The 21,937-nt window shown below is 58.5% G+C and carries 19 protein-coding genes; 17 read left to right on the top strand and 2 right to left on the bottom strand.

Features of this window, described 5'->3' with window-relative positions; genetic code table 11:
* Window positions 1-274: 274 nt before the first annotated feature.
* Complete coding sequence (locus QMZ18_RS00650; protein ID WP_282604294.1) at window positions 275-874, top strand: regulatory protein RecX; 600 nt, start codon at window positions 275-277, stop codon at window positions 872-874.
* Between the two features lie 103 nt (window positions 875-977).
* Entirely contained in the window at window positions 978-1,505 is a 528-nt protein-coding gene (locus tag QMZ18_RS00655; RefSeq protein ID WP_282604295.1) for a M48 family metallopeptidase, read from the top strand.
* A gap of 24 nt (window positions 1,506-1,529) precedes the next feature.
* Here the strand turns inward: QMZ18_RS00655 and QMZ18_RS00660 are convergent, their stop codons facing one another.
* Window positions 1,530-3,230 carry an adenylate/guanylate cyclase domain-containing protein gene (locus QMZ18_RS00660; RefSeq protein WP_282604296.1) on the bottom strand — a complete coding sequence of 567 codons (1,701 nt, stop codon included), beginning with the start codon at window positions 3,228-3,230 and terminating at the stop codon, window positions 1,530-1,532.
* Between the two features lie 265 nt (window positions 3,231-3,495).
* On the opposite strand from QMZ18_RS00660, the gene QMZ18_RS00665 reads away from it, so the two are divergent.
* Window positions 3,496-3,744, top strand: coding sequence for a DUF1289 domain-containing protein (locus QMZ18_RS00665; RefSeq protein ID WP_282604297.1), 249 nt, complete (start codon window positions 3,496-3,498; stop codon window positions 3,742-3,744).
* A 295-nt stretch (window positions 3,745-4,039) separates the two neighbouring features.
* Entirely contained in the window at window positions 4,040-4,660 is a 621-nt protein-coding gene (locus tag QMZ18_RS00670; RefSeq protein WP_282604298.1) for a hypothetical protein, read from the top strand.
* Window positions 4,661-4,854: 194 nt separating this feature from the next.
* On the opposite strand, the gene QMZ18_RS00675 is transcribed toward QMZ18_RS00670, so the two are convergent.
* Window positions 4,855-7,137 (bottom strand): HAMP domain-containing sensor histidine kinase, encoded by a 2,283-nt coding sequence (locus QMZ18_RS00675; RefSeq protein ID WP_282604299.1) that lies wholly within the window; start codon window positions 7,135-7,137, stop codon window positions 4,855-4,857.
* Between the two features lie 571 nt (window positions 7,138-7,708).
* Here QMZ18_RS00675 and QMZ18_RS00680 point away from each other — a divergent pair.
* From QMZ18_RS00680 to QMZ18_RS00740, 13 genes are all read left to right on the top strand, one after another.
* Window positions 7,709-8,563 carry a xanthine dehydrogenase family protein subunit M gene (locus tag QMZ18_RS00680; protein ID WP_282604300.1) on the top strand — a complete coding sequence of 285 codons (855 nt, stop codon included), beginning with the start codon at window positions 7,709-7,711 and terminating at the stop codon, window positions 8,561-8,563.
* Window positions 8,560-11,331 (top strand): molybdopterin cofactor-binding domain-containing protein, encoded by a 2,772-nt coding sequence (locus tag QMZ18_RS00685; protein ID WP_282604302.1) that lies wholly within the window; start codon window positions 8,560-8,562, stop codon window positions 11,329-11,331. Before QMZ18_RS00680 ends, QMZ18_RS00685 begins: the two co-directional genes overlap by 4 nt.
* The gene (locus tag QMZ18_RS00690) at window positions 11,318-12,832 is read left to right on the top strand and encodes a 6-hydroxynicotinate reductase (RefSeq protein ID WP_282604303.1); all 1,515 of its coding nucleotides are present in this window, start codon (window positions 11,318-11,320) and stop codon (window positions 12,830-12,832) included. The genes QMZ18_RS00685 and QMZ18_RS00690 overlap by 14 nt, the downstream gene beginning before the upstream one ends.
* A complete protein-coding gene (locus tag QMZ18_RS00695) occupies window positions 12,829-13,719 on the top strand; it encodes a UPF0280 family protein (protein WP_282604304.1) in 891 nt (296 codons plus the stop codon). Before QMZ18_RS00690 ends, QMZ18_RS00695 begins: the two co-directional genes overlap by 4 nt.
* Complete coding sequence (locus QMZ18_RS00700; protein ID WP_282604305.1) at window positions 13,712-14,296, top strand: amino acid synthesis family protein; 585 nt, start codon at window positions 13,712-13,714, stop codon at window positions 14,294-14,296. The genes QMZ18_RS00695 and QMZ18_RS00700 overlap by 8 nt, the downstream gene beginning before the upstream one ends.
* Window positions 14,293-14,877: an amino acid synthesis family protein gene (locus tag QMZ18_RS00705; RefSeq protein WP_282604306.1), complete on the top strand. Its 585-nt coding sequence runs from the start codon at window positions 14,293-14,295 to the stop codon at window positions 14,875-14,877. The genes QMZ18_RS00700 and QMZ18_RS00705 overlap by 4 nt, the downstream gene beginning before the upstream one ends.
* Window positions 14,878-15,019: 142 nt before the next feature.
* Window positions 15,020-15,334 (top strand): 2Fe-2S iron-sulfur cluster-binding protein, encoded by a 315-nt coding sequence (locus QMZ18_RS00710; protein WP_282604307.1) that lies wholly within the window; start codon window positions 15,020-15,022, stop codon window positions 15,332-15,334.
* A gap of 60 nt (window positions 15,335-15,394) precedes the next feature.
* Window positions 15,395-16,462: an aromatic ring-hydroxylating dioxygenase subunit alpha gene (locus QMZ18_RS00715; protein WP_282604308.1), complete on the top strand. Its 1,068-nt coding sequence runs from the start codon at window positions 15,395-15,397 to the stop codon at window positions 16,460-16,462.
* 49 nt (window positions 16,463-16,511) lie between these two features.
* Entirely contained in the window at window positions 16,512-17,726 is a 1,215-nt protein-coding gene (locus tag QMZ18_RS00720; RefSeq protein ID WP_322097109.1) for an ABC transporter substrate-binding protein, read from the top strand.
* A gap of 163 nt (window positions 17,727-17,889) precedes the next feature.
* Window positions 17,890-19,767 (top strand): ABC transporter permease, encoded by a 1,878-nt coding sequence (locus QMZ18_RS00725; RefSeq protein WP_282604309.1) that lies wholly within the window; start codon window positions 17,890-17,892, stop codon window positions 19,765-19,767.
* Window positions 19,767-20,561 carry an ABC transporter ATP-binding protein gene (locus QMZ18_RS00730; RefSeq protein WP_282604310.1) on the top strand — a complete coding sequence of 265 codons (795 nt, stop codon included), beginning with the start codon at window positions 19,767-19,769 and terminating at the stop codon, window positions 20,559-20,561. The genes QMZ18_RS00725 and QMZ18_RS00730 overlap by 1 nt, the downstream gene beginning before the upstream one ends.
* Complete coding sequence (locus QMZ18_RS00735; protein ID WP_282604311.1) at window positions 20,554-21,255, top strand: ABC transporter ATP-binding protein; 702 nt, start codon at window positions 20,554-20,556, stop codon at window positions 21,253-21,255. The genes QMZ18_RS00730 and QMZ18_RS00735 overlap by 8 nt, the downstream gene beginning before the upstream one ends.
* 208 nt (window positions 21,256-21,463) lie before the next feature.
* Window positions 21,464-21,934, top strand: a complete 471-nt coding sequence (locus QMZ18_RS00740; RefSeq protein ID WP_282604312.1) for a MarR family winged helix-turn-helix transcriptional regulator — start codon at window positions 21,464-21,466, stop codon at window positions 21,932-21,934.
* Window positions 21,935-21,937 lie beyond the last annotated feature (3 nt).

Raw genomic sequence — 21,937 nt, forward strand, 5'->3', positions numbered from 1 at the left:
ACGAGTTTCTGCACCCGCGAGAGTGAAGTTTGCGCCGAATGCAACCATTTCGACTAATTATAGCACCTTCGACACAATCCCAAGTGCGCACGAACGCTCGAGCTTGGATATGCTCTGTCGATTTTAACTGCGTACCCGCCGAGTCACTTTCGAATCCGACCGCAGGCAGCTTTGGAGTTATCTTTTCGCAGTCCCCATTTCTTTTACGCACTTCGACCGTCGGTCACTTCTTAAACCGTGAAAATCCCTGGCACTCGTGGCATCGTAGATTCATATGTCTGGAACCCATGAAAACGAGCGCGGAGAGCAACGATCTCAGCAGCGCAGACGCGCGCCGAAAAAGGCAACCGCGCGCTACCTGGAAAACGCAGCGCTTTACCATCTGGACCGCTTCGCGACCTCCCGTGCGCATTTGGGCCGGCTCCTGATGATGCGGGTCGAACGCTCGGCCCGAGCCCACGGCACCGACCGCGAAGAGGGCCGCCAGCACGTCGAGGCAATTCTGGAAAAACTAACTCGGAATGGCCTCCTAGACGATCAAAGTTATGCGGAAACCCGCGCCCGAAGCCTTCATCGCCGCGGCACGTCAGCGCGCGGCATCCGGGCCGATCTGGCTGCCAAGGGTGTGGCACTGGATCTGGTTGAGCGTGCGCTCGCCGGACTAGCCGAATCAGTATCGAACCCTGAAATCGAAGCCGCAATCGTCTATGCCAGAAAGCGCCGCCTGGGCCCCTATCGCAGCGGCGAACAACGGGCGGAAAAGCGCGAAAGAGACATGGCGGCCCTGGGCCGAAAGGGCTTTAGTTACGATCTGGTTCGGCGGGTTATCGACGCGGAAAACCTGGAAGCGCTCGAAGAATTGATTGAACGATGAGATGTAAGATCAGAGATGACTTCGAACGAGCGAACAGTCAAAATTGCGTTCACCTGCATCTGTATCCGGAATCCTGAAGAACATCTGCTGGCAGATGACAACGATGACGCCAATGCTTAAGGCCGATATGACAATGATGAACTGTACCGCAGCCTGCAATTCCGCCCGGTTCTTGAGCGCACTAGCCCTCGTTGTCTTCGTTCTCCTGCCGCAGAACACCCCTCAGGCAACGGCAGCCGGGCCAATCGGGTATGGCACCGAAGAGGGAACCGACGATGAACTGCTGCGGGCCGTAAAGCTTATCAATCTAGGCAGTTACGCCTCGGCGATCCCGCTGCTCAAGAAAGCCATCGCGACAGACCCTCGTAATCCCGACGCCTTCAGCCTGATGGGTTTCAGCCAAAGAAAAATCGGGAAACAGAAAGCCGCCCTCGGTTACTACTATAAAGCACTGGAGCTTGAACCAGCGCATTTGGGCGCCAACGAGTATCTTGGGGAACTCTACCTGGAGATGGACGATCTAACGCGTGCAGAAGAGCGTCTTGAAGTTCTGAAGTCCGCCTGCGGCACGAGTTGCGACGAATACCGGCAACTTGAAAAAGCCGTTTTGGAATTCAAGTCCAAAAGCTGAGAAACCCCGTTAAAGGGGCATGAGTTAAGGGGCCTCTGCAGGTTCCACCTTGCTCGTCGTTGCTGTCTCGTCGATAGCAAGGTCCGTGGCCTGCTCAACGACCCGGACCATCAAGCCACCCTCCCGGCCGCGGACTTCGATGTGGTGGCTGGTAAAATCTTTAGCATCCAGACCAGCCAACTCCGCGACCGGGTCTGAAACTACGAGCTGTGCACCGAATTCCTTCGTCATGGTCTCAAGCCGGCTTGCAGTATTCACGGCGTCACCAATTGCCGTGACGGAGGTCGCAGAGCCATATCCCATTTCGCCGACGATCACGGGCCCCACGTGGATGCCTATCCCTATCCGAAGCGGCGTCTGCAAATCGTTGGCCAAGGCACGGTTCAGTTCGGCAAGACGCTCCGCCATGGCGCGCGCGGCACTCAACGCGTTGCGGCTGCCGGCTTCCGGTCCGCCTTCAATACCGAAGAGAGCCATCACGCCGTCACCGATAAACTTATCCAGCCGGCCACCAGATGACTCGACTGCAGCCCCCATCGCAGCAAAATACCGATTCAGGATAAAGACGACGTCGTAGGGCAGTTTATGCTCCGCCAGGGTGGTGAATCCGCGCAGATCCGCGAAGAGTATTGCGATCTCCCGTTCCTGGCCCTGAAGATAACCAGGACCATCAGCCGACTGGCGCGGGCTGACGCTGGCGGGAAGCATCGGCGTCACTTCCAGATCAGCTTGCGGCCGCGTCTGGCAGGCCAGGCGTTGATTGGGTGGCGCACCGACTCGATCAAGGACTCGCTTTTCCTCCGGGCTAGGTTCCGGCAGGCCCTGGGCGCCGGCGCCGATGCGGACTCTGCAAGTCGAGCAGCGCCCGCGTCCTCCGCAGACCGAAGCATGTGCAATGCCGCCGCTGCGGCTGGCCTCCAGGATTGTCGTCCCCTGGACCACCGAAACCCGCTGACCGTCCGGATAGGTCAGATGAACCAAACCACGCATGCGATCGACCGTCCGCCGAATCACGCGGCCGAGTAAAGCAACGACCAGCAGTGCGCCCAGGCCCCAGAGAATAGCATTTTGCAACCACATCGCCTCTGCCACCTGGCTGCTGTTTGCGAACTGTACCGTGGCTTGGACTTCCTTCAGCCAGAAGGGGTCCTGCGCCAACACCTGGATCTGGCGCCCGGCTACAAAAATGCCGATCGCAGCCAAAACGGGTATGAGCAATGCGAGGGCGGCAGCGATCGGCATGACTCGTGGATACCAAGGCTTGAGACGCAGCCAGAAATGTATTCCGAGACAGCCGTGAATCCAGACAACGCCGATAGTGATGAATTGCTTGATTCCGTAGTCTGGGCGGAAAACGAAGAAGATCATGAGTTCAGCGAGATAGTTATCCTGGACCCCAAAAACTTCGTAAAGAAAGCGCGTGCCCAGGATGTGCCCCACAAGAAGCGGCGGAATTGCAAATCCCAGTGCCGTTTGCCAAAACTCCCAAGGCGCCATTTTTAGACGCCGGCGCTGATACAGAGCCCAGAACGCCAAAGATACATGCAGGATGAGCGAGCCGTAGAACAGGATGCTTGCCGGCGCCGAACGCCAGAACGCAATAAAAACACGGCGTCCCGCCTCCAGCCACTCCAGTGAAAGGATCCCAAGCGCGTGGTTCGCGAAGTGCGAAAGAACGAACGCCAGCAAGAACAGCCCGCTGCAGAGGCGTAATCGACGAACCATTATAATCCTGCCCTTGCGCGCGTAGCGTTGAAGCAGAGGCTGACTATCGTCCGATACAATGAATCGAAATAAAACAATCAGGCTCTAGCAATTCGACTTGAAAGGATATATGGGGTTTTCCCCTGTAGGCAAACACGCAGTCTGTTTCGGGAAACACGTTCTTGTTAAGACAGTTAAAGTTTCCAAAGGTTAAATTCAGATGCATGAGGCATCAAAACTCGGAAGGCAGTTCCATGAGGGCCGCTGAATTGAGGATTTCACGCACTTGAGCGAATCCCAAGACACAGAGCGCGCTGCCCGCAGAGCGCGTCGCCGGCAAGCCCGTCTTCGAGGACTCGACCGGTCGGTCCCTTCTCCCTGCATCAGCGTCTGTCAGCTCGATGATGCCAGCGGATTGTGTATCGGCTGTCACCGCAACGTCGACGAGATCAGAGACTGGCCCATACTAAGTGCCGACGAAAAGCGCGCCGTTCTGGCTGAGATCGAGACGCGCGGGCAAAAAAACGACCCGTAGAATTACTACATTCGGTGGCAATATTACGTGTAGTAAAATTAATGCATGTTTTTGCAATCTAAAATAGATTTCGGGAATTTTCACTGCTTTCGACATAAAAAATTAACCATTTAAACACCGAATATCATTAAAACTTCCATTTCGAATTACAAATCCCCGATTTAATACTTCCATAGCCTGTATTCGTTGACTAACATCGCCACAAAATAAGCAACCTCCAGATGAAATTTGGACAGAATTCACAGGCTTGTTCAGATCAACAGAACAGCTTCCCAACCACAGACAAGGTTAGACGATGAATAGAACTTTTCGGCGTGCGTTTGCTGGTGTCGTACTTGCGGCATCCGCGTTTGTAGTTTCCGGTTGCGCGACGGTCATCAAGGGGACGGACGAAAGCATAAGCGTTATCACTGAACCCGAAGGCGCCACCTGCACCCTGGTTCGCGAGGGTAAGACGGTCGGCGTTGTTAACCCCACACCAGGTTCAGTCGAAGTCGACCGCGACAAGGACGATGTCACGGTCAATTGCGTCTTGGAAGATTACGAAGACAGCTACGAGGTCGTCAGCGCTGAATTTAGCGGGTACACAGTCGGCAACGTAATTGCAGGCGGTCTCATAGGCGTCGCCGTCGACGCTGCGTCAGGCGCCAACAGTGAGTATCCTGATGAAGTGACGGTCCTCATGGTTCCCAAGGAATTCGCTTCCATTGAACAGCGCGATGAAGTCTACGGCAAACTCAAGGCGCGTGTTACCGAGCGGACTGCAAAGAAGACAGAAGAAGTCAATGCGCAGTGTAATCCGGACGGACGCCGGCAATGCGAAAAAGAAATCGCAGAAATGGAAGAAGCCAGAGACAAAGAAATCGCAGAAATCGAAGAAAAGCGGCTGAACGCAAAGCTAAGCGGTTCGATCTAAACGATACGAAAGTGCGGGCGGCGGAGCCGTAACGCAAAAAGAATTGATCCCCGACAAGAGTTTACCAACTCGTGGCTCGGGGATCTTTTTTTTGAGGGGATCGATGCCGCCCAAGCGGTCTTTCAAACTCGCAAACATTCTGTCATCACCATCAAAGGCGCAGAGAAACTCCGACCTTCTGACGAGCATTAAGGCTACGCGCGTTCGTAGAGATGGCGAGGTAGTTTGATCGTCAGAGTCGTCCCTTGGCCCACTTTGCTGGTGAGTGACAGATTGCCGCCGTGGAGTTCGATCAACCCCTTGGCGATCGATAGTCCCAGTCCGGTACCCTCGTAGCGCCGCGCCAGGCGGTCATCGGCTTGGGCAAAAGGTTGAAACACGCGATCGATATGGCGGCTTGCGATTCCGATGCCGGTGTCACGCACCATGATATCCACCATTCCTTGCACCTCGCGAAGCCTGATATCGACTGAGCCGCCAGCAGGTGTAAACTTAACTGCATTGCCAATGATGTTGAGAAACACCTGACGAAGCGCCTGACGATCAGCATGCAGGATCACCGGCTTTTCGCCTGGATCGCAACGGATTTGCACTTTTGCCTGTAGGGCCTGCAGCGAGAGGAACTCAACAGATTCCCTGACAACCGCTTCGAGATCGAAATCTTCTCGGATCAAGCGCTTGTTGCCCGCCTCAATCTGCGCCATTTCAAGGATTCCATTGACGATCAACAACAGATGCTGGCCAGCCTGGTTTATTGTCTCTATGTAATCGCTCACCTTCTCGGGCGGGAGCTTGTCCAGGGTCAACATCTGCGAAAAACCGATAATCGCGTTCAAAGGCGTGCGAAGCTCGTGACTGGTGGTCGCCAGAAAAGCAGAGGTCACACGGGACGCTGACTCAGCCGCCTCCGTCGCCTCTCGCATGGAAGCAAGCGCCTGCTCCCGTGCCGTTACGTCCGACCCTACACCATGCCATTCGCGGTTGGCTCTGCAGCGGCCGGACAAGGAAATCCAGTGCTTCTTGCCACTCTTGTCGATGGTTTCAACGACTTTGTCGCGAAAACTTTCACCCTTTGCAAAACTCTGAAAGAGTCCCCTCCATCCAACACTTTTCACAATGTCGCCGAGCTCTTGAAAACTTCGGCCGTTCAATCCACCAGGATCTGTGCCGAACAACATCTCCATACGTTTGGGCGCGAGGCGAAGACGTCCCTCGGGATCGGTTTCCCAGAGCCAATCCGACGCCTGTTCCTCGTAAGTGTTCATAACCAGCGCAAGTGTCTCTGATTGCCGCGCCTCCTCCAGCCGAGCCAGAACGTTGCGGGCAAAAGCGTGGTAGACCTGGGCTAAGAACGCCCCCATAGCACAGGCATAGAGCACGCAGAGAATCGCGAGTGTCGTAAAACCTTCTCCCTCAAGTGTCGCGAACCGCAGTGCGCCAGGTACAAGTATCGCGCCGGAGAACGCAATGGCGGCGGAGGGAATTGGTGCAAGCGCGGCCGTTCCGCCGGCTGCCGTGCCAAGCCCGACGGCAATGAGGATGTAACGCGCGACCGGACCGGCATCGGTAAAGAACACAGATAAAGCAATGCCCCAGGCCAGACCGAGCAGACCGGTGCGAACTGTCATCTTGCGCAACGCTCGCTTGGAGACTGCCGCGGGCAGGGGCCGTTTGTGATTCTTCCACCAAGACCAAAGGGCGGAAAGCACCAGAAGGTAAACTATCAACGACCACGCCACGAGCAGCAGGCGGGGGACTTCCGACCAAAGAATGCCAAGAAGGAACGACACATTGGCGAGGTTTACCAACATGGTGAAGCCAGCCTGGCGAACTACGGCCGCAACCTGATCGGGTCGCAAGGCGGCAAAGTCGGGCGAGTCCTGTTGACGAAAGGGACTCGCAATCGCATGCAGCGGAGAAAGAGGACGCATTGCGGCTTGGCTCGACGAAACGCGCGCAACGATAAAGATCTTGAGACCGATCAATGCGGAAGCGGCCACGGCAACAAGAGTCAACAGTGATATCAGCAGATGTGCACCGATGGACCGCGATTCGGACGATGGAAAGACCGTCTTTTCCAACTCAAGCTGCCCTTGCAGCTTGCCGGCGTAGATGACAGGTACATCGAGCGTAATGGTGACGAACTTCGCAGCGGTCTGCTGGTCGTCAAATTTCCGGCTTTTACGATCTATCTCGTAGATCTTTGCTGTCAGGCTATCCATATACTGGATGCGAGAGAGACCTTCGGCCGCGGCAAGCTGCTCTAACAGCTGCTCTAATTTTGGGGTTGGCGAAGACCTCAACTCGAAGGCCGCCAGCCTGGCGATCCCATTGGCAACGGCCTTCAGTTCAGCTTCGGCCAACCGTCGATGTTCGCTCTCGGAACTGTGGACGAAAAACCCGATGAAAGTCAGCAGGCTAATGAGGCCGGCTGCGACCGCAATATAGGCTTTTCCTTCCTTCCGACTGTCGCTCATCATCCGTCTGCCGCTCAGGGCGCGGCGATCGGAATCAGATCGGGCCACCCTCGATTCCGGGCAACAAACGGCCGCTTGATCGCTTCTTTTAGATTAGAACACCATCACCGCTCAAAATTGCGAACAATAGTTGCTTATACGGCATCAGGGGCGATCACTGGCATGTTGCCACTACAAATGAAGCAATACTAATTCGATAAAAGACACTCCGCGAAGAAAATCATACACTTTTCGCGGGTTATTTTTTACTTTTTTTGTCCTAATCGGTGTCTTATTTAGGCACATCCCGTCTTCGAAACGATTCCCAGGGCGAAACCGCGCCCGAAAATGTCCAGTGAACTGGGGGAATCTTCTCCACGTGAGATTGCGGTTTTCCACCTGATTTCCTTCCATTCTCCGAAGGCGCGACCCCCCTTGTGCTTCTTCTGAGTGACGACAACGCGCAGGTGAATTCAGTTTTTGGTTGACGTCAGGTCCCTCGGCCAGTCACGATGTTGCTGTACCAACACTACGTTGATACACAAACAATAAGAATACGCGTCACAAAATAACCAGGGTGGTGGTTAAGCGTATGGGGAATTTTTCGAGACCAACTTGTCTCGACGACGCCTTGCGGAACATGGAAAACGGATCGTGGCGAATCCTCGCCGGCGGAACCGATTTCTATCCGGCGCAGGGTGACCGGCCGATCACCGAAAACCTTCTCGACCTGACGGCTATCCCCGAACTACGCGGTATCTCCCAGCTTGACGATGGATGGCGCTTTGGGGGTCTGACGACCTGGAGCGACGTCATCAAAGCATCTCTGCCACTGGCCTTTGACGGCCTGAAAGCGGCGGCTCGAGAAGTCGGATCGATTCAGATCCAAAACAGCGGAACCATTGCCGGCAACATCTGTAATGCATCGCCTGCCGCCGACGGCATGCCGCCTCTGCTTTCTCTGAGTGCCGAAGTCGAGTTAGTTTCACCAAGCGGAACTCGTCGGATGCCGCTCGACGATTTCGTGACCGGAGTCCGGTCCACCAGTTGTCGTCCCGACGAGCTTGTACGCGCCGTTCATATCCCGGCCGTCAGCACCGGAAGCCGGAGCGCTTTTTTGAAGCTTGGCGCCCGGCGTTATCTGGTCATCTCAATTGCAATGGCCGCAGTGCTGATCGATTCAAACGATCAGGGAAAGATTACGCGCGCCCGAATTGCCGTCGGATCCTGTTCGCCGGTTGCACAGCGCCTGATCGGCCTGGAACAACGCCTGTTGGGTGAATCCGCTGCGAGCGGATTATCTGAACTGGTTACAGGCGGAGATATTTCCGTGCTCAATCCGATCAACGACGTTCGTGCATCCGCGTCCTATCGTCTGAGTGCCGCGGAAGAATTGGTCCGGCGCGCGCTCGAAGAAGCGGTTAGGCCAGGGGTCGAAGCGTCATGAACGGCGGCATCGAACTTTCCTTTTCGCTAAACGGCGAACCACAGAACGTTATGGCCCCCCCTGCAGAACGCCTGACCAAACTTTTGCGTGAGCGCTTGGGCAAAACCGGCACAAAGGTTGGCTGCGATGCCGGCGACTGCGGCGCCTGCACAGTGCTGGTCGACGGAGATCCGGTCTGTGCCTGCATGATGGCCTCGGCCCAGGTGAATGGCCGCACTGTGACCACGATTGAAGGTTTGGCTGCAAATGGCAGTCTATCAAAACTTCAACAGTCCATGCTTCATCACGGGGCCGCCCAGTGTGGAATTTGCACACCAGGCATGATCGTATCCGCGGCGGCCCTGTTGGAAAAAACGTCCACCCCAAACGAAGACGAAATCATGGATGCGCTGGGCGGCGTGCTTTGCCGCTGTACCGGCTATCGCAAGATCATTCGCGCAGTGATGGACGCACCTGAGTTTGCGGAAGCGCCGCAGCGCAGCAATTCGGGTGCTGCCGTGGGTGCGCGCCTGAACCGTGTCGACGGAGACGCCAAGGTCAAGGGCACGGAACTGTTCGCCGCCGATGCGGGATTTGCTAACAGCCTGCTGATACGTGCGATCCGATCACCCTATCATCGTGCAGGCTTCAGATTCGGTGATCTCAAGTCCTACGTCTCGGCTCATCCCGGTGTCGAATGCGTCCTGACGGCCGAAGACATTCCGGGGCGCAATCTCTTTGGCGTGATCCCGCCTTTCGCCGATCAGCCGGTCTTTGCAGAACAGGAAACGCGTTTTCGGGGAGAAGCGGTCGCTGCTGTCGTCGGTGACACCGAGGCGATCGAAGCACTTGATCTCTCCAACTTTCCGGTCGAATGGGAAGAATTGCCGCATACGCTCTTGCCAAGTGACGCCCTTGAGGAGACTGCACCGCAACTGCACGAAAACCGGCCAGGCAATCAGATGACCAGCGGTTTGGTTCGCTGCGGCGATCAAGAAGCCGGATTCCGTCAATCCGCCGCAACAGTCAAAGGTCGGTTTAGCACGGGCTATATTGAGCATGCCTACATCGAACCGGAAGCAGGCGCAGCACGGCGAGTGGGAAACCGGGTTGAAATCAAGGTCTGCACGCAAGCCCCTTACATGAACCGTGACGACATTGCCGCCATCCTCGGAATTGCGCCGGAACAAGTACGCATCATGCCGACGGCGGTGGGCGGCGGCTTCGGATCAAAGCTCGATCTTTCCACGCATCCATTTCTGGCAATTGCGGCCTGGAAGCTCGATCGAGCGGTCCGCATGGTTTATACGCGACCAGAGTCCATGGCCTCGACCACCAAGCGGCATCCCTCCGAGATCACCGCGAAGATCGCTGCGACCCAAGACGGCAAGCTCTGCGCCATGGAATTCGAAGGAATATTCAATACAGGTGCCTACGCCTCCTGGGGCCCGACTGTTGCAAACCGGGTCCCGGTGCATGCATCCGGCCCTTATCACATCCCGAATTACAGCGCGCGCTCACTTGGCGTTCACAGCAACGGTCCTGTGTCAGGCGCGTTCAGGGGATTCGGTGTTCCCCAATCCGCCATCGCGCAGGAAAGCCTGTTCGATGAACTCGCCGACGCTCTGGCGGTCGACCGGCTTGAGTTCAGGATCAACAATGCTCTGGAGAACGGCATTCCGACCGTGACCGGACAGGTTTTCGACCAAGGCTGCGGCGCAAAGAAATGCCTTGAGACTCTGCGCGGCCGCTGGCAAAGCGCACGCACCAATGCGGCCACTTTCAACGCCAATTCCAAAAACACGGGCCGTAGACGAGGCGTTGGCCTCTCGGGCCTCTGGTACGGCTGCGGAAACACTTCTCTACCCAACCCCTCAACGATCCGGGTCGGTTTGCGGGACAACGGCACGCTGGTGCTTTTCAGCGGCGCCGTCGACATCGGTCAGGGCGCCAACACCGTCATCGCGCAGATCTGCGCCGACGCTGTGGGTCTGCCCGTAGAAGCCATGGTCTTCGTCAACGATGATACGGATCTCACGCCGGATGCCGGCAAGACCTCTGCGTCACGCCAAACGTTCATTTCTGGAAAGGCAGCATTCCTGGCCGGCGAGAATCTGCGCGAAAAGCTGTTGCGCTTTGCCAATGTATCGAATGAAGCCCGACTCGCCCTCGATGGTACGTCCCTGACGGCAAGCGAGGGCGATGCTACGCACCGCATCGATCTCGCCAGCCTGGCGATCGACAACGAAGGTTTCGTCGCTCTGGGTGAAGGAACTTTCGACCCGCCCACCTCACCGCTCGATGAGAACGGCCAGGGCAATCCTTACGCGGCCTTCGGCTATGGCGCGCAGATGGTTGAGCTGGAAGTCGACGAGGCGCTGGGAACCGTCAAACTGTTGAAACTCACTGCCGTGCACGATGTCGGCCGCGCCATCAATCCAACTCTGATCGAGGGCCAGATCGAAGGCGGTTCGGCACAAGGGATCGGCCTCGCGCTGATGGAAGAGTTCATTCCGGGACGCAGCGAAAATCTGCACGATTATTTGATCCCGACTATCGGCGACGTGCCACCGATCGAATCGATCATCCTGGAAGAACCGGATGCCTTCGGCCCCTACGGCGCCAAAGGACTGGGTGAACACGTTCTGGTCGCCACCGCGCCGGCAATTCTCAATGCGATCCGGGACGCCACTGGTGCCACCATCCGAAATCTGCCCGCCACACCTGACAAGGTCCGTTCGGCGATCGTTGCGGTTCAAACACAACAGGTGTCAGATGAAGCAGGCTGAGCAACAAGCGACAGCACCAAAGAAGGACAAGGCAGCAGAAAAAATCCGCTGCGACGCCTGCCCTGTCATGTGCTACATCGCCGACGGAAAATCCGGTGCCTGCGACCGCTACGCAAATCATGACGGTGTACTGGTGCGCCTGGATCCACTGACCATCGTCGAACAAGCCAAAAGCGACGGACACAAGCTCGTACCTTTCATGAATCGGGACGAAGAGTGGAGCGGCGATCTTGTGGGTCAGAGCGGCTTTGTCACTGCAGTTGGAGCCGGCACGACCTATCCGGACTATAAGCCCGCACCCTTTATCGTTTCCAGCAAGGTCAGCGATGTTGACATGGTGACCGTCGTGACTGAAGGCATCTTCAGCTACTGCGGCGTCAAAGTGAAGATCGACACCGACCGGCACCTGGGGCCGGAACAGGCTGCAGTGCGTGCCGGAGGCGAAGTGGTCGGACACGTCACGACCGGAGAGTACGGATCGCAAATGCTCTCGCTCGGTGGAGTGAATCACCTGACCGGCGGATCGAAAAAAGAAGGCCGCATCACCTGCGACGCGCTGCTGAACCTCTGCAACGGTGCCGCGGTCGAACTGACCATTGACGAAGGATCCGACGTAGTGGTCCAGGCCGGAAAGCCGCCGATCGTCAATGGATTCCAGGAAGAGCGTATGCGCGTCGGTTGCGGCTCGGCCACAATCGGCATGTTCGCTCAACAATGGTTCGGTCACAGCGACGACGTGGTGGTGGTCGACGATCACATCACCGGCGTGCTCTCAGAGCATCAAGCCGGCAAGGTGCTGGGCGTGGAGCCCACCGGTATCAAGATCAAAGGCCGCCGATCGACCCCAGGGCGTTATTTTCAGGTCGCGGAACCCGGCGCCGGATGGGGTGGAACCGACATCGACGACCCCCTTGCCATCCTGGGGGATTTCGATCCCAAGGTCGCCAAACCAGGTCAAAGCCTGCTTATGGTCTCCACCACCGGCGAGCAATATGCCTATTTTGAACTGGATGAAAACCTGAACCCGGTGGAAGCAGACTTACCGGAAAGCTTGAGAGTCTCGGTCGACCGGATCGCGGAGAACTGCGAGCCGGCCTGCTGTTCTGTTCTCTTCATGGGTGGCGCCGGCGGGTCGCTGCGCGCCGGCGTCACGGAAAATCCAGTCCGCCTGACCCGTTCGGTCAAAGATACCTTGACCTATGTGTCCTGCGGTGGCGCTCCGGTTTACGTCTGGCCTGGCGGCGGCATCACGGTGATGGTCGATGTGACCCGCATGCCGGAGAATTCCTTCGGCTACGTGCCGACGCCCGCCATCGTGGCGCCGATCGAATTCACGATGCGCCTCGATGATTACGAACAACTCGGCGGTTACATGGATGCCGTGGTTTCCATGGAAGACGTCTTGGCGCAAAGCGATTCTCGCCGTGTACAACATCCCGACGACAACCCCTGGCCCACGACAAGCAAGCTCTTTCGGTGGGATCGGGAGCGCGGGTCATGAGCTGGTCTCGCCCCAATGCCGCAATACTTTCCGACGGGCGCCTGCATCTGCAGCATGGACCAATCGATCTGATTATTGAGGCCACAGCGCAACAGGACTCGCGGGAACACGCTTTGGCGGCGGCGCAAGCGCGTTTTCAGAGTGTCCTGTTCGAACTTGTTGACGAACTGCCTGACCTGCGGTTGGAAACATCCGGCGACACAGACCCGCAGGGCCGGATTGCATGCCAAATGGTTCGCGCAACGAAGACTCTCACCAAGCGACACTTCATCACGCCCATGGCTGCAGTTGCCGGCGCGGTCGCAGACGAGGTGCTTGAAGCAATAACCGATGCGGCGAAAATCGAAAAAGCCTATGTAAACAACGGCGGCGATATCGCTCTCTATCTAGCGCCGGGACAATCCTTTACAACCGGGTTGGTCGCCAATCCCGAGAGACCGCAGCTCGATGGACGCTTCACCGTCCGCTTCGAGCATCCAATGCGCGGGATCGCCACCAGCGGGCGCCATGGCCGCAGCTTGTCGCTGGGGATCGCCGATGCCGTCACGGTGCTTGCCGCGAATGCAGCTACAGCCGATGCAGCGGCGACCATCATTGCCAATTGCGTCGACCTGCCCGGCCATCCCGCAGTCACGCGGCAACCCGCCTGCGAGCTGGATCCGGACAGCGATCTCGGAACCCGTGAAGTCACCACTAGCGTGGGTAAGTTAAGCCATCACGAGGTGGCGCTTGCGCTGTCGAGCGGGCTCGCTGAAGCACGTCAGCTCCAGGCAGAAGGTTTAATCCATGCCGCAGTTCTAACTCTGGAAGGCCAAGTCGAGACCTGCAACGGTAACCTTCCCTTGGCCCTTCACACTCCAACGACAGAAAGAGCGGCCTATGCCTGACGTCGAGTTGCGCAAGACATTTGTTACCGTCGAAACCATCTATCATGAGTTTGGTCCGGTGCCCGCCATGCCGCTTCGGCGTGCGGCAGCTCTTGCCATCATCCGCAATCCCTTCGCGGGGCATTACGTCGAGGACATTGCCGGCTTCATGGACGACCTGAAGCCTCTGGGCCTGGATATGGCTGATCGTTTGATTGCGGCATTAGGTGGCGATCCGGACGTCGTCGAGGGTTTTGGCAAAGGGGCGATCGTTGGAACCGGCGGCGAGTTGGAACACGGGGCGCTCTGGCATGTGCCCGGCGGCTACTCCATGCGCGAGCGGCTAGGCGACTCAAAAGCGATCGTGCCTTCGACCAAAAAGGTCGGGGGCATGGGTACACGGATCGATATCCCGATCACCCACATCAACGCCTCTTACGTGCGCAGCCACTTCGATGCCATTGAACTCGGGTTGCCGGATGCGCCACACGCGGACGAAATGCTGCTCGCCCTGGTCATGACTACGGGGGCCAGAATTCATAATCGGGTCGGCGGCCTCGCGGCGGCGGATATCAAAGGAGAGGACGGTTTGCGATGAGCGCAAAGATCAGAAAAATAATCACGTCGGTCGAAGAAACTCATCAGGAAATCGGCCGGAAGATCTCTCCACCAACACGTAAGGCGGTGGCGGTTGCCGTCATCGAGAACCCCTTCGCTGGAAAGTACGTCGAAGACCTGGATCCGCTGATGCAGATCGGCGCCGAATTAGGCGGCATGTTGGGAGATGCCTGCGTTGCGGCCCTCGGAATCGAGCCTGCTCAAGCTGAGAGTTACGGCAAAGCTGCCATGGTCGGCGAGAATGGTGAGTTGGAACATGCCGCCGCAATTCTGCACCCGCGTCTGGGCGCACCTTTACGCAAGGCGGTCGAAAAAGGCGCGGCCCTGGTGCCGTCGTCGAAGAAGATGGGCGGCCCGGGTCAGGCGCTCGATGTTCCTTTGGGTCATAAGGACGCCGCATATGTGCGCTCCCACTTTGATGGCATTGAAGTAAGCCTTCCGGATGCGCCACGCGCCAATGAAATCATGGTTGCTGTATCGGTAACAGACTCCGGTCGGCCGCTACCGCGAGTTGGTGGTTTGAAGGCGGATGAAGCCGTTGGCGAGGATGGGCTGCGCTGAAACCAGCTCTGCTCAGGAGTAAACCGGAGAAAGAATTGACGTTCTGAAGATCATAAACGAATAGCAATAGGGATCGAAATACCGCATTACAGATGGCTTAACTGGCTCTATTCGACCCGAACTTTAGAACGACGAGGTAAATATGATTGTGTCCGTGATCGACCGCGAAGGTCAAACCCATGAACTGACCGCCAAGCCGGGACAGGTACTGATGCGCCTGCTGCGCGAAGCCGACATGGGGATCAAAGCAGAATGCGACGGCTGTTGCGCCTGTGCGACCTGCCACATCTATGTGGACAACGACTGGTACGGCAAGTTGAACACGCCGGAAGATGAAGAACAGGACATGCTTGATGAGGCCTTCGACGTTCAGGAAAATTCGCGACTGTCGTGTCAGATCACGTTGAGCGAGGCCCTGGACGGATTGAAAGTCGTGATCGCACCTGACTGGGATTGATACCGGCCCAAAAGCCGGCTCGATCAACCAGTTTGGTGCTAGCCACTGGAGTAAGAGGTGATGGAATACGTTCGGAATACTTGGTATGTCGCAGGATGGTCGCGCGAGTTCGATCGCACCCTCGCGCGTGCAACGATTCTGGAAGAGAACGTCGTCCTTTACCGCAAGAATGACGGTGGGGTTGCCGCCTTGGAAGACCGCTGTCCCCACCGGCTGATGCCGCTATCCAAAGGCAAGCTCAAGGACGACTGCATCCAGTGCGGTTACCACGGCATGACCTTCGACCACGACGGTAGCTGTGTGCGGATTCCAGGCCAGGAACGCATCCCCGAAAGTGCCTTCGTCCGCACCTATCCGACCCATGAACGCCACGGTATTGTTTGGATTTGGATGGGCGATGCCGACAAGGCGGACCCGGATCTAATCTTCGATCTGCCACAATTCACCGACCCCAAGTGGTCGATGCATCACGGCGACGCCCTACATCTGAAATCCAACTATCTCAATGTCGCAGAAAACCTCTGTGATCCGGCGCATGTGAGTTTTGTTCACCCCACGACCCTGGGCAACGCGGCCAGCGAGAATGTCCCAGTCACAACCGAGCGTGCCGGCGATGTGGTTATCACCTCGCGCTGGATCCGCGATGCGCCACCGATCGGTTTTTTCCAGAAATTCGGGGGCTTTAGCGGCAATGTCGACCGTTGGCATTACTACTACCTCCATGCGCCCTGTGTGGCTGCGATCGATTTCGGCAGCTCTGATGCAGAACTCGAACTGGCGGAGGATCGGCGGGACGAGGGGGTGCGAATCTTCGCGCTGCACTTCATGACCCCAGTCAATGCGACCTACACGATCGATCGCTGGATGCATCTGCGCAACACCGCGGTGGAGGATGAAACCGCGGGCGCACAGATGGACGAGTTATTCCGGGTCGCCTTTGCCGAGGACAAGGTGATCCTGGAAGCGATTCAGGAAGAGGAACTGCGGCCCCGCAGCCGCCGGCCGATCAGGCTCGCCATCGACAAAGGACCGAATTTCTACCGCTGGATCGTCGACAAGATGATCGCTGCGGAAACCCAACCGGACGCGGAGACCGCAGGAGACGCTTCGCAGTCGGCCGCCCAATAACCCTGGGGCAACAACAGAATAACAAGAACTGAAAAACAGGAGAGAACGGATGTACAGGAAAGTGATTGGTTTGACGGCCGCCGTTGCGATGGCCGCCAACGTTATGGGAATGGGGACGGCAGCCGTAGCCGCGGATACGATCAAGATCGGCGACATCAACAGCTACAAGCGCCTACCGGGTCACACGATCCCCTATAAAAACGGCGCAGTTCTGGCGATCGAAACCATCAACGCCAGCGGCGGCGTGCTCGGCAAGCAATTGGAACTGGTTTCGCGCGACGATCAGGGCAAACCCGGTGAAGCCATTAAAATTGCTGAAGAACTTTTCACCAGTGACGAAGTAGCCATGATCTCCGGCTCGCTCTTCAGTCACGTCGGATTGGCGCTGGCTTCCTATGCGGGCCAGAAGAAACGGCTGTATCTGGCCGCTGAGCCACTCGCCGATGCTCTGGTCTGGGGTAAAGGCAACCGCTACACCTTCCGTCTCCGGCCTTCGACTTACATGCAAGCGGCCATGCTGGCCGAGATCGCAGCAAAGAACCCAGCCAAGCGCTGGGCCACGATTGCGCCCAACTACGCATACGGCAAGGACGCGGTCGCGGCCTTCAAGAAGGTGCTGATGGAAAAGCGCCCTGATGTGGAATTCGTTACGGAACAATGGCCTGGTCTCTTTAAGATCGACGCCGGAGCGGAAGTTCAGGCGATCGAAGCCGCCAAACCGGATGCCGTTTACAACGTGACTTTCGGTGGCGATCTGGCGAAGTTCGTGCGCGAAGGCGCACTGCGCGGGCTGTTCAAAGACCGGCTGATTATGGGCCTTCTGACCGGTGAGCCGGAATATCTCGATCCGCTGAAGGACGAGGCGCCGGAAGGTTGGGTCGTAACAGGTTATCCCTGGTACGACATTGAGGATTCCGCCCATAAATCCTTCGTCGAAGCCTACGAGAAACGCTGGGAAGACTATCCCCGGATCGGCTCGCTGGTCGGCTACAACACGATGCTGAGCATCGCGGCCGCCATCAAGAAGGCGGGCTCGACCGACACGGAAGCTCTGGTCGATGCCATGAAAGGCCTATCGCTGGATACGCCTTCCGGTTCAGTTACTTACCGGGCGATCGACCATCAATCCACAATGGGTGCCTGGGTCGGTACGACGACCGTCAAGGACGGCAAGGGCATGATGGTCGACTGGGCCTACAAGGAGGGCGCGAACTACCTGCCTTCCGACGCGGAAGTGAAGAAACTGCGTCCGGCGACCGACTGATCCAACGCGACCTTTTAAGCGATCCCGGCGGGGGCGAAACATCCCGCCGGGAGATCGGTTTGCATGAGCGAAATGACACCGCTTTGCCTCGAAAAACGGTCGTTATAACCCGCAATAACCACAGGCGTTCGAAAGTCATGGGCTTCGACGTTAGCGAGATCTGATGGACTTCTTCGTCGTTCAAATTCTGACCGGCCTGGCGAATGCCGCTGCGCTGTTTCTGGTCGCCTCGGGACTGTCGATCATCTTCGGCGTGACCCGGGTGGTCAACTTCTCGCACGGCTCCTTCTACATGCTGGGCGCCTACATCGCCTATTCGCTCATGACGGTGCTGCCGGGCTTCATCGGCTTCTGGGCGAGCATTCTTCTGACCGGCGTCGCGGTCGGCCTGATCGGGCTGATCGTCGAGCTGGGTGTGCTGCGGCCGATCTATAAATCGCCGGAGCTGTTCCAGCTGGTCGCGACCTTCGGGGTCATCCTGGTGATCCAGGATCTGACTCTTCTGATCTGGGGTCCGGACGACCTGATCGGCAAAAGATCCCCCGGTTTCGAGGGCGTGGTGAAGATCGGCGATCAGCTGCTGCCGGCCTACGACCTGGTGCTGATCTTCCTGTCGTTCCTAGTGCTGGGGGGGCTCTGGTATCTCTTCAATAAGACGCGCGCCGGAATCCTGGTGCGCGCCGCGACTCAGGACCGGGAGATGGTCGGTGCGCTGGGCGTCAACCAGTCCTGGCTGTTCAGCGGTGTCTTCTTCCTGGGCTCGGCTTTGGCCGGTATCGGCGGCGCGGCGCAGCTGCCCAAGGGCGGCGCCGACCTGCTGATGGATTTCAACATCCTGGCCCCGGTCTTCGTGGTGGTGGTGATCGGCGGCATGGGCAGCATCCCCGGCGCCTTCGTCGCGGCCCTGATCATCTCCGAGCTCAACGTCTTCGGCGTCCAGCTTTTGCCGCAAAGCACTCTGGTGCTGATGTTCGTGGTCATGGCGGTGGTGCTGATCTTCCGGCCCTGGGGTCTCTTTGGCAGGCCGGAGATCGTCGGCAGTCACGGCAGTCAGGGTCCGCCCGAAGCGCCCCTGCGCGCTTTTTCGGGCCGGCTCTGGCTGGTCCTCGCCGCCTGCGCGCTGGCCCTGGCGGTCGTACCGCTGTTCGGCGGCAACTTCCTGCAGGTGCTGCTGGCCGACGTGATCATCGCCTGCCTCTTCGCCACCAGCCTGCACTTCATCCTGGGGCTCGGCGGACTGGTCTCCTTCGGCCATGCCGCGACCTTCGGCGGCGGGGCCTATGCCGCGGCGCTGATGGTGCAGTACGCCGAGACGCCCATGGAGCTCGCCCTCCTGCTGGCGCCGCTGGCCGCCGGGCTGCTGGCCCTGGTCATCGGCTGGTTCTGCGTGCGCCTCTCGGGCGTCTACTTCGCCATGCTGACCCTGGCCTTTGCGCAGGTGGTCTGGTCGATCGCCTTTCAGTGGAGCGAGGTCACCGGCGGCGACGACGGCATTCTGGGCATCTGGCCGAGCGCCTGGGCGAGCAGCACCACGGCCTACTACTACCTGGTTCTGGCGCTGGGCATCGGCGGCATCACGACGCTGCTGTTCATGGCCTATACGCCCTTCGGCTACGCCCTGCGCGGCAGCCGGGATTCGGCGCTGCGCAGCGAAGCCATCGGCATCAACGTGCGGCTGGTGCAATGGTCGGCCTTCATCTTCGCCGGCATGATGTCCGGGCTGTCCGGCGCGCTTTTCGTCTTCGCAAAGGGCAGTATCTTTCCCACCGAGCTGGAGATCGCCCGCTCCTTCGACGCACTGATCATCGTCTTCCTGGGCGGCGTGCAGTCGCTGTTCGGGCCGCTGGCCGGCGGCGTGGTCTTTACCCTGCTGCAGGACTGGCTTTCGCGCTTCGAGTACTGGCGGCTATGCCTCGGCCTGATGATCATCGCCATCGTGATCCTGCTGCCCAACGGCCTCGTCGGTGTGGGACATTGGGTCCGAGGACGTTTTGGCCGGAATGCCGACCCCCTGAGCGATGCTGAAGAGGAGGCGGCCTGATGTCTTTCCTCGAAGTCCGCAATCTCTCCAAATCCTTCGGCGGCGTGAAGGCGGTCAACGAAGTCTCGCTGGACCTGAACGAAGGCGAGCTGCTGGCCCTGATCGGCCCGAACGGCGCGGGCAAGACCACCTGCTTCAACATGCTCTACGGCCAACTGCCCCCGGACCGGGGTTCGGTCAAGCTGAATGGCCAGGAACTGATTGGCCAGACGCCGCGCAGGATCTGGCGCATGGGGGTCGGGCGGACCTTTCAGATCACGGCGACCTACGCCTCCATGACCGTCATGGAGAACGTGCAGATGGCCCTGATCTCCCACCACCGGGGCGTCTTCTCGGTCTGGCCGCCCGCGTCGCGCCGCCACCGCGACGAGGCGCTGGCCTTGCTGGAGCTGGTGGGCATGGAGAACCAGGCGGGGCGCGCGGCTTCGGTGCTGGCCTATGGCGATCTGAAGCGCCTGGAGCTGGCCATCGCGCTCGCCCACAATCCGCGCCTGCTGCTGATGGACGAACCCACCGCCGGCATGGCGCCGAAGGAACGCGTGGGGCTGATGCAACTGACCGCCGATATCGTGAAGGACCGCAAAATCGGCGTGCTCTTTACCGAGCATGACATGGACGTGGTCTTCGCGCATGCGCATAGAGTCCTGGTGCTGAACCGGGGCGAGATCCTGGCCGAAGGCACGGTCGATGAGGTGCGCGCCGACCCGAAGGTGCAGGAGGTGTATCTGGGCGGCGGCTCGACCTTCGGGGGCGCAGAAGGAGAAAGCGCTGAGGGGGATCTGGCCGATGCTTGAACTGGACCGCATCAATTCCTTCTACGGCCGCGCGCACATCCTGCACGATCTGTCGCTGTCGGTGGCCGAGGGCGAGGTCGTCGCCCTGCTGGGGCGCAACGGCGCGGGCAAGTCGACCACCATGAAAAGCATCATGCGGCTGGTCGCGGCCAAGTCGGGCAAGATTAGCTACGCCGGCCGGGACATCACGGCCCTGCCGCCCCATAACATCGCCAAGCTGGGCGTCGGCTACGTGCCAGAGGAGCGGCGCATCTTCACCGACCTGACCATTCTGGAGAACCTGGAGGTCGGCCGGCAGACGCCGCGCGCGGGCGCGCCGGAATGGACGCCAGGAAAACTCTTCAAGCTCTTCCCCAACCTGGAGGAGCGGCGCAACAATCTGGGCGGCGCCATGAGCGGCGGCGAACAGCAGATGCTGACGATCGCCCGCACCCTGATGGGCAATCCGAAATTCGTGCTGCTGGACGAACCCTCGGAAGGTCTTGCGCCGGTGATCGTCGAACAGGTCGCCTTCACCATCCGCGAACTGAAAAAGCTGGGTCTAACCATCCTGCTGTCGGAACAGAACCTGCACTTCGCCAAACTGGTCGCCGACCGCGCCTACATCATCGAGCGCGGCAGCGTGCAATATGATGGGACGATTGAAGAACTGGAAAACAACGAAGAGGTCCGGAACGCGTATTTGAGTGTTTAAGCTGTTTTATTAGGTTCGGTTTACACCGAACCGGCACCAGGAGATGCGCTTTGATTAGGTTCGGCTCGCGCCGAACCGGCACCAGCCCTCTCCCCCTCCCGGCCACCCATCGGAATTATCATGTGGGTGGCCGGGAGGGGGAGCGGGCCGGCACCGAGCCAAATTAAAACAAACCAAATCACGCGTCCGAAACACAACTGAGAAACACATGAAGCAAACCGCCGCAGCCAAAAGACCGCAGAGCGAAGAAGCCCCGGAGAGCGAGAATCACCTCTATCACCTGGACCAGCAGTTCGGCTTCATCCTGCGTCAGGTCAGCCAGCGCCACACGGCGATTTTCGCCGAGACCATCCCCGAGGGCCTGACGACAACCCAGTTCGCCACCATCGCCCGCCTCTATGAAATGGGCTCCTGCTCCCAGAACCGCCTGGGCCGCCTGACCTCCATGGACGCCGCCACCATCAAGGGCGTCATCGCCCGCCTGGCCAAACGCGGCGTCGCTGAAACCTGGACCGACCCGGAAGACAGCCGGCGTTTACTGGTGGGATTGACGGATGCAGGGCGCGCGTTGGCGGAACGGGCCTTTCCGAAGGCCTTCGAGATTACGGACAAGACGCTGGAGCCGTTGAGTGAAAGGGAGCGGGAGGTGTTGATGGAGCTGTTGGTGAGGTTGCGGTAAAAA

The organism is Pelagibius sp. Alg239-R121 (assembly GCF_947331435.1).
Lineage (GTDB): Bacteria > Pseudomonadota > Alphaproteobacteria > Kiloniellales > Kiloniellaceae > Denitrobaculum.

Coding starts and splice junctions, on each gene's coding strand:
- QMZ18_RS00735 (WP_282604311.1), top strand. CDS start 20,554: ATGCTTGAACTGGACCGCATCAATTCCTTCTACGGCCGCGCGCACATC.
- QMZ18_RS00680 (WP_282604300.1), top strand. CDS start 7,709: ATGGGGAATTTTTCGAGACCAACTTGTCTCGACGACGCCTTGCGGAAC.
- QMZ18_RS00670 (WP_282604298.1), top strand. CDS start 4,040: ATGAATAGAACTTTTCGGCGTGCGTTTGCTGGTGTCGTACTTGCGGCA.
- QMZ18_RS00655 (WP_282604295.1), top strand. CDS start 978: ATGACGCCAATGCTTAAGGCCGATATGACAATGATGAACTGTACCGCA.
- QMZ18_RS00715 (WP_282604308.1), top strand. CDS start 15,395: ATGGAATACGTTCGGAATACTTGGTATGTCGCAGGATGGTCGCGCGAG.
- QMZ18_RS00730 (WP_282604310.1), top strand. CDS start 19,767: ATGTCTTTCCTCGAAGTCCGCAATCTCTCCAAATCCTTCGGCGGCGTG.
- QMZ18_RS00660 (WP_282604296.1), bottom strand. CDS start 3,230: ATGGTTCGTCGATTACGCCTCTGCAGCGGGCTGTTCTTGCTGGCGTTC.
- QMZ18_RS00690 (WP_282604303.1), top strand. CDS start 11,318: ATGAAGCAGGCTGAGCAACAAGCGACAGCACCAAAGAAGGACAAGGCA.
- QMZ18_RS00695 (WP_282604304.1), top strand. CDS start 12,829: ATGAGCTGGTCTCGCCCCAATGCCGCAATACTTTCCGACGGGCGCCTG.
- QMZ18_RS00710 (WP_282604307.1), top strand. CDS start 15,020: ATGATTGTGTCCGTGATCGACCGCGAAGGTCAAACCCATGAACTGACC.
- QMZ18_RS00700 (WP_282604305.1), top strand. CDS start 13,712: ATGCCTGACGTCGAGTTGCGCAAGACATTTGTTACCGTCGAAACCATC.
- QMZ18_RS00740 (WP_282604312.1), top strand. CDS start 21,464: ATGAAGCAAACCGCCGCAGCCAAAAGACCGCAGAGCGAAGAAGCCCCG.
- QMZ18_RS00725 (WP_282604309.1), top strand. CDS start 17,890: ATGGACTTCTTCGTCGTTCAAATTCTGACCGGCCTGGCGAATGCCGCT.
- QMZ18_RS00650 (WP_282604294.1), top strand. CDS start 275: ATGTCTGGAACCCATGAAAACGAGCGCGGAGAGCAACGATCTCAGCAG.
- QMZ18_RS00720 (WP_322097109.1), top strand. CDS start 16,512: ATGTACAGGAAAGTGATTGGTTTGACGGCCGCCGTTGCGATGGCCGCC.
- QMZ18_RS00685 (WP_282604302.1), top strand. CDS start 8,560: ATGAACGGCGGCATCGAACTTTCCTTTTCGCTAAACGGCGAACCACAG.
- QMZ18_RS00705 (WP_282604306.1), top strand. CDS start 14,293: ATGAGCGCAAAGATCAGAAAAATAATCACGTCGGTCGAAGAAACTCAT.
- QMZ18_RS00675 (WP_282604299.1), bottom strand. CDS start 7,137: ATGAGCGACAGTCGGAAGGAAGGAAAAGCCTATATTGCGGTCGCAGCC.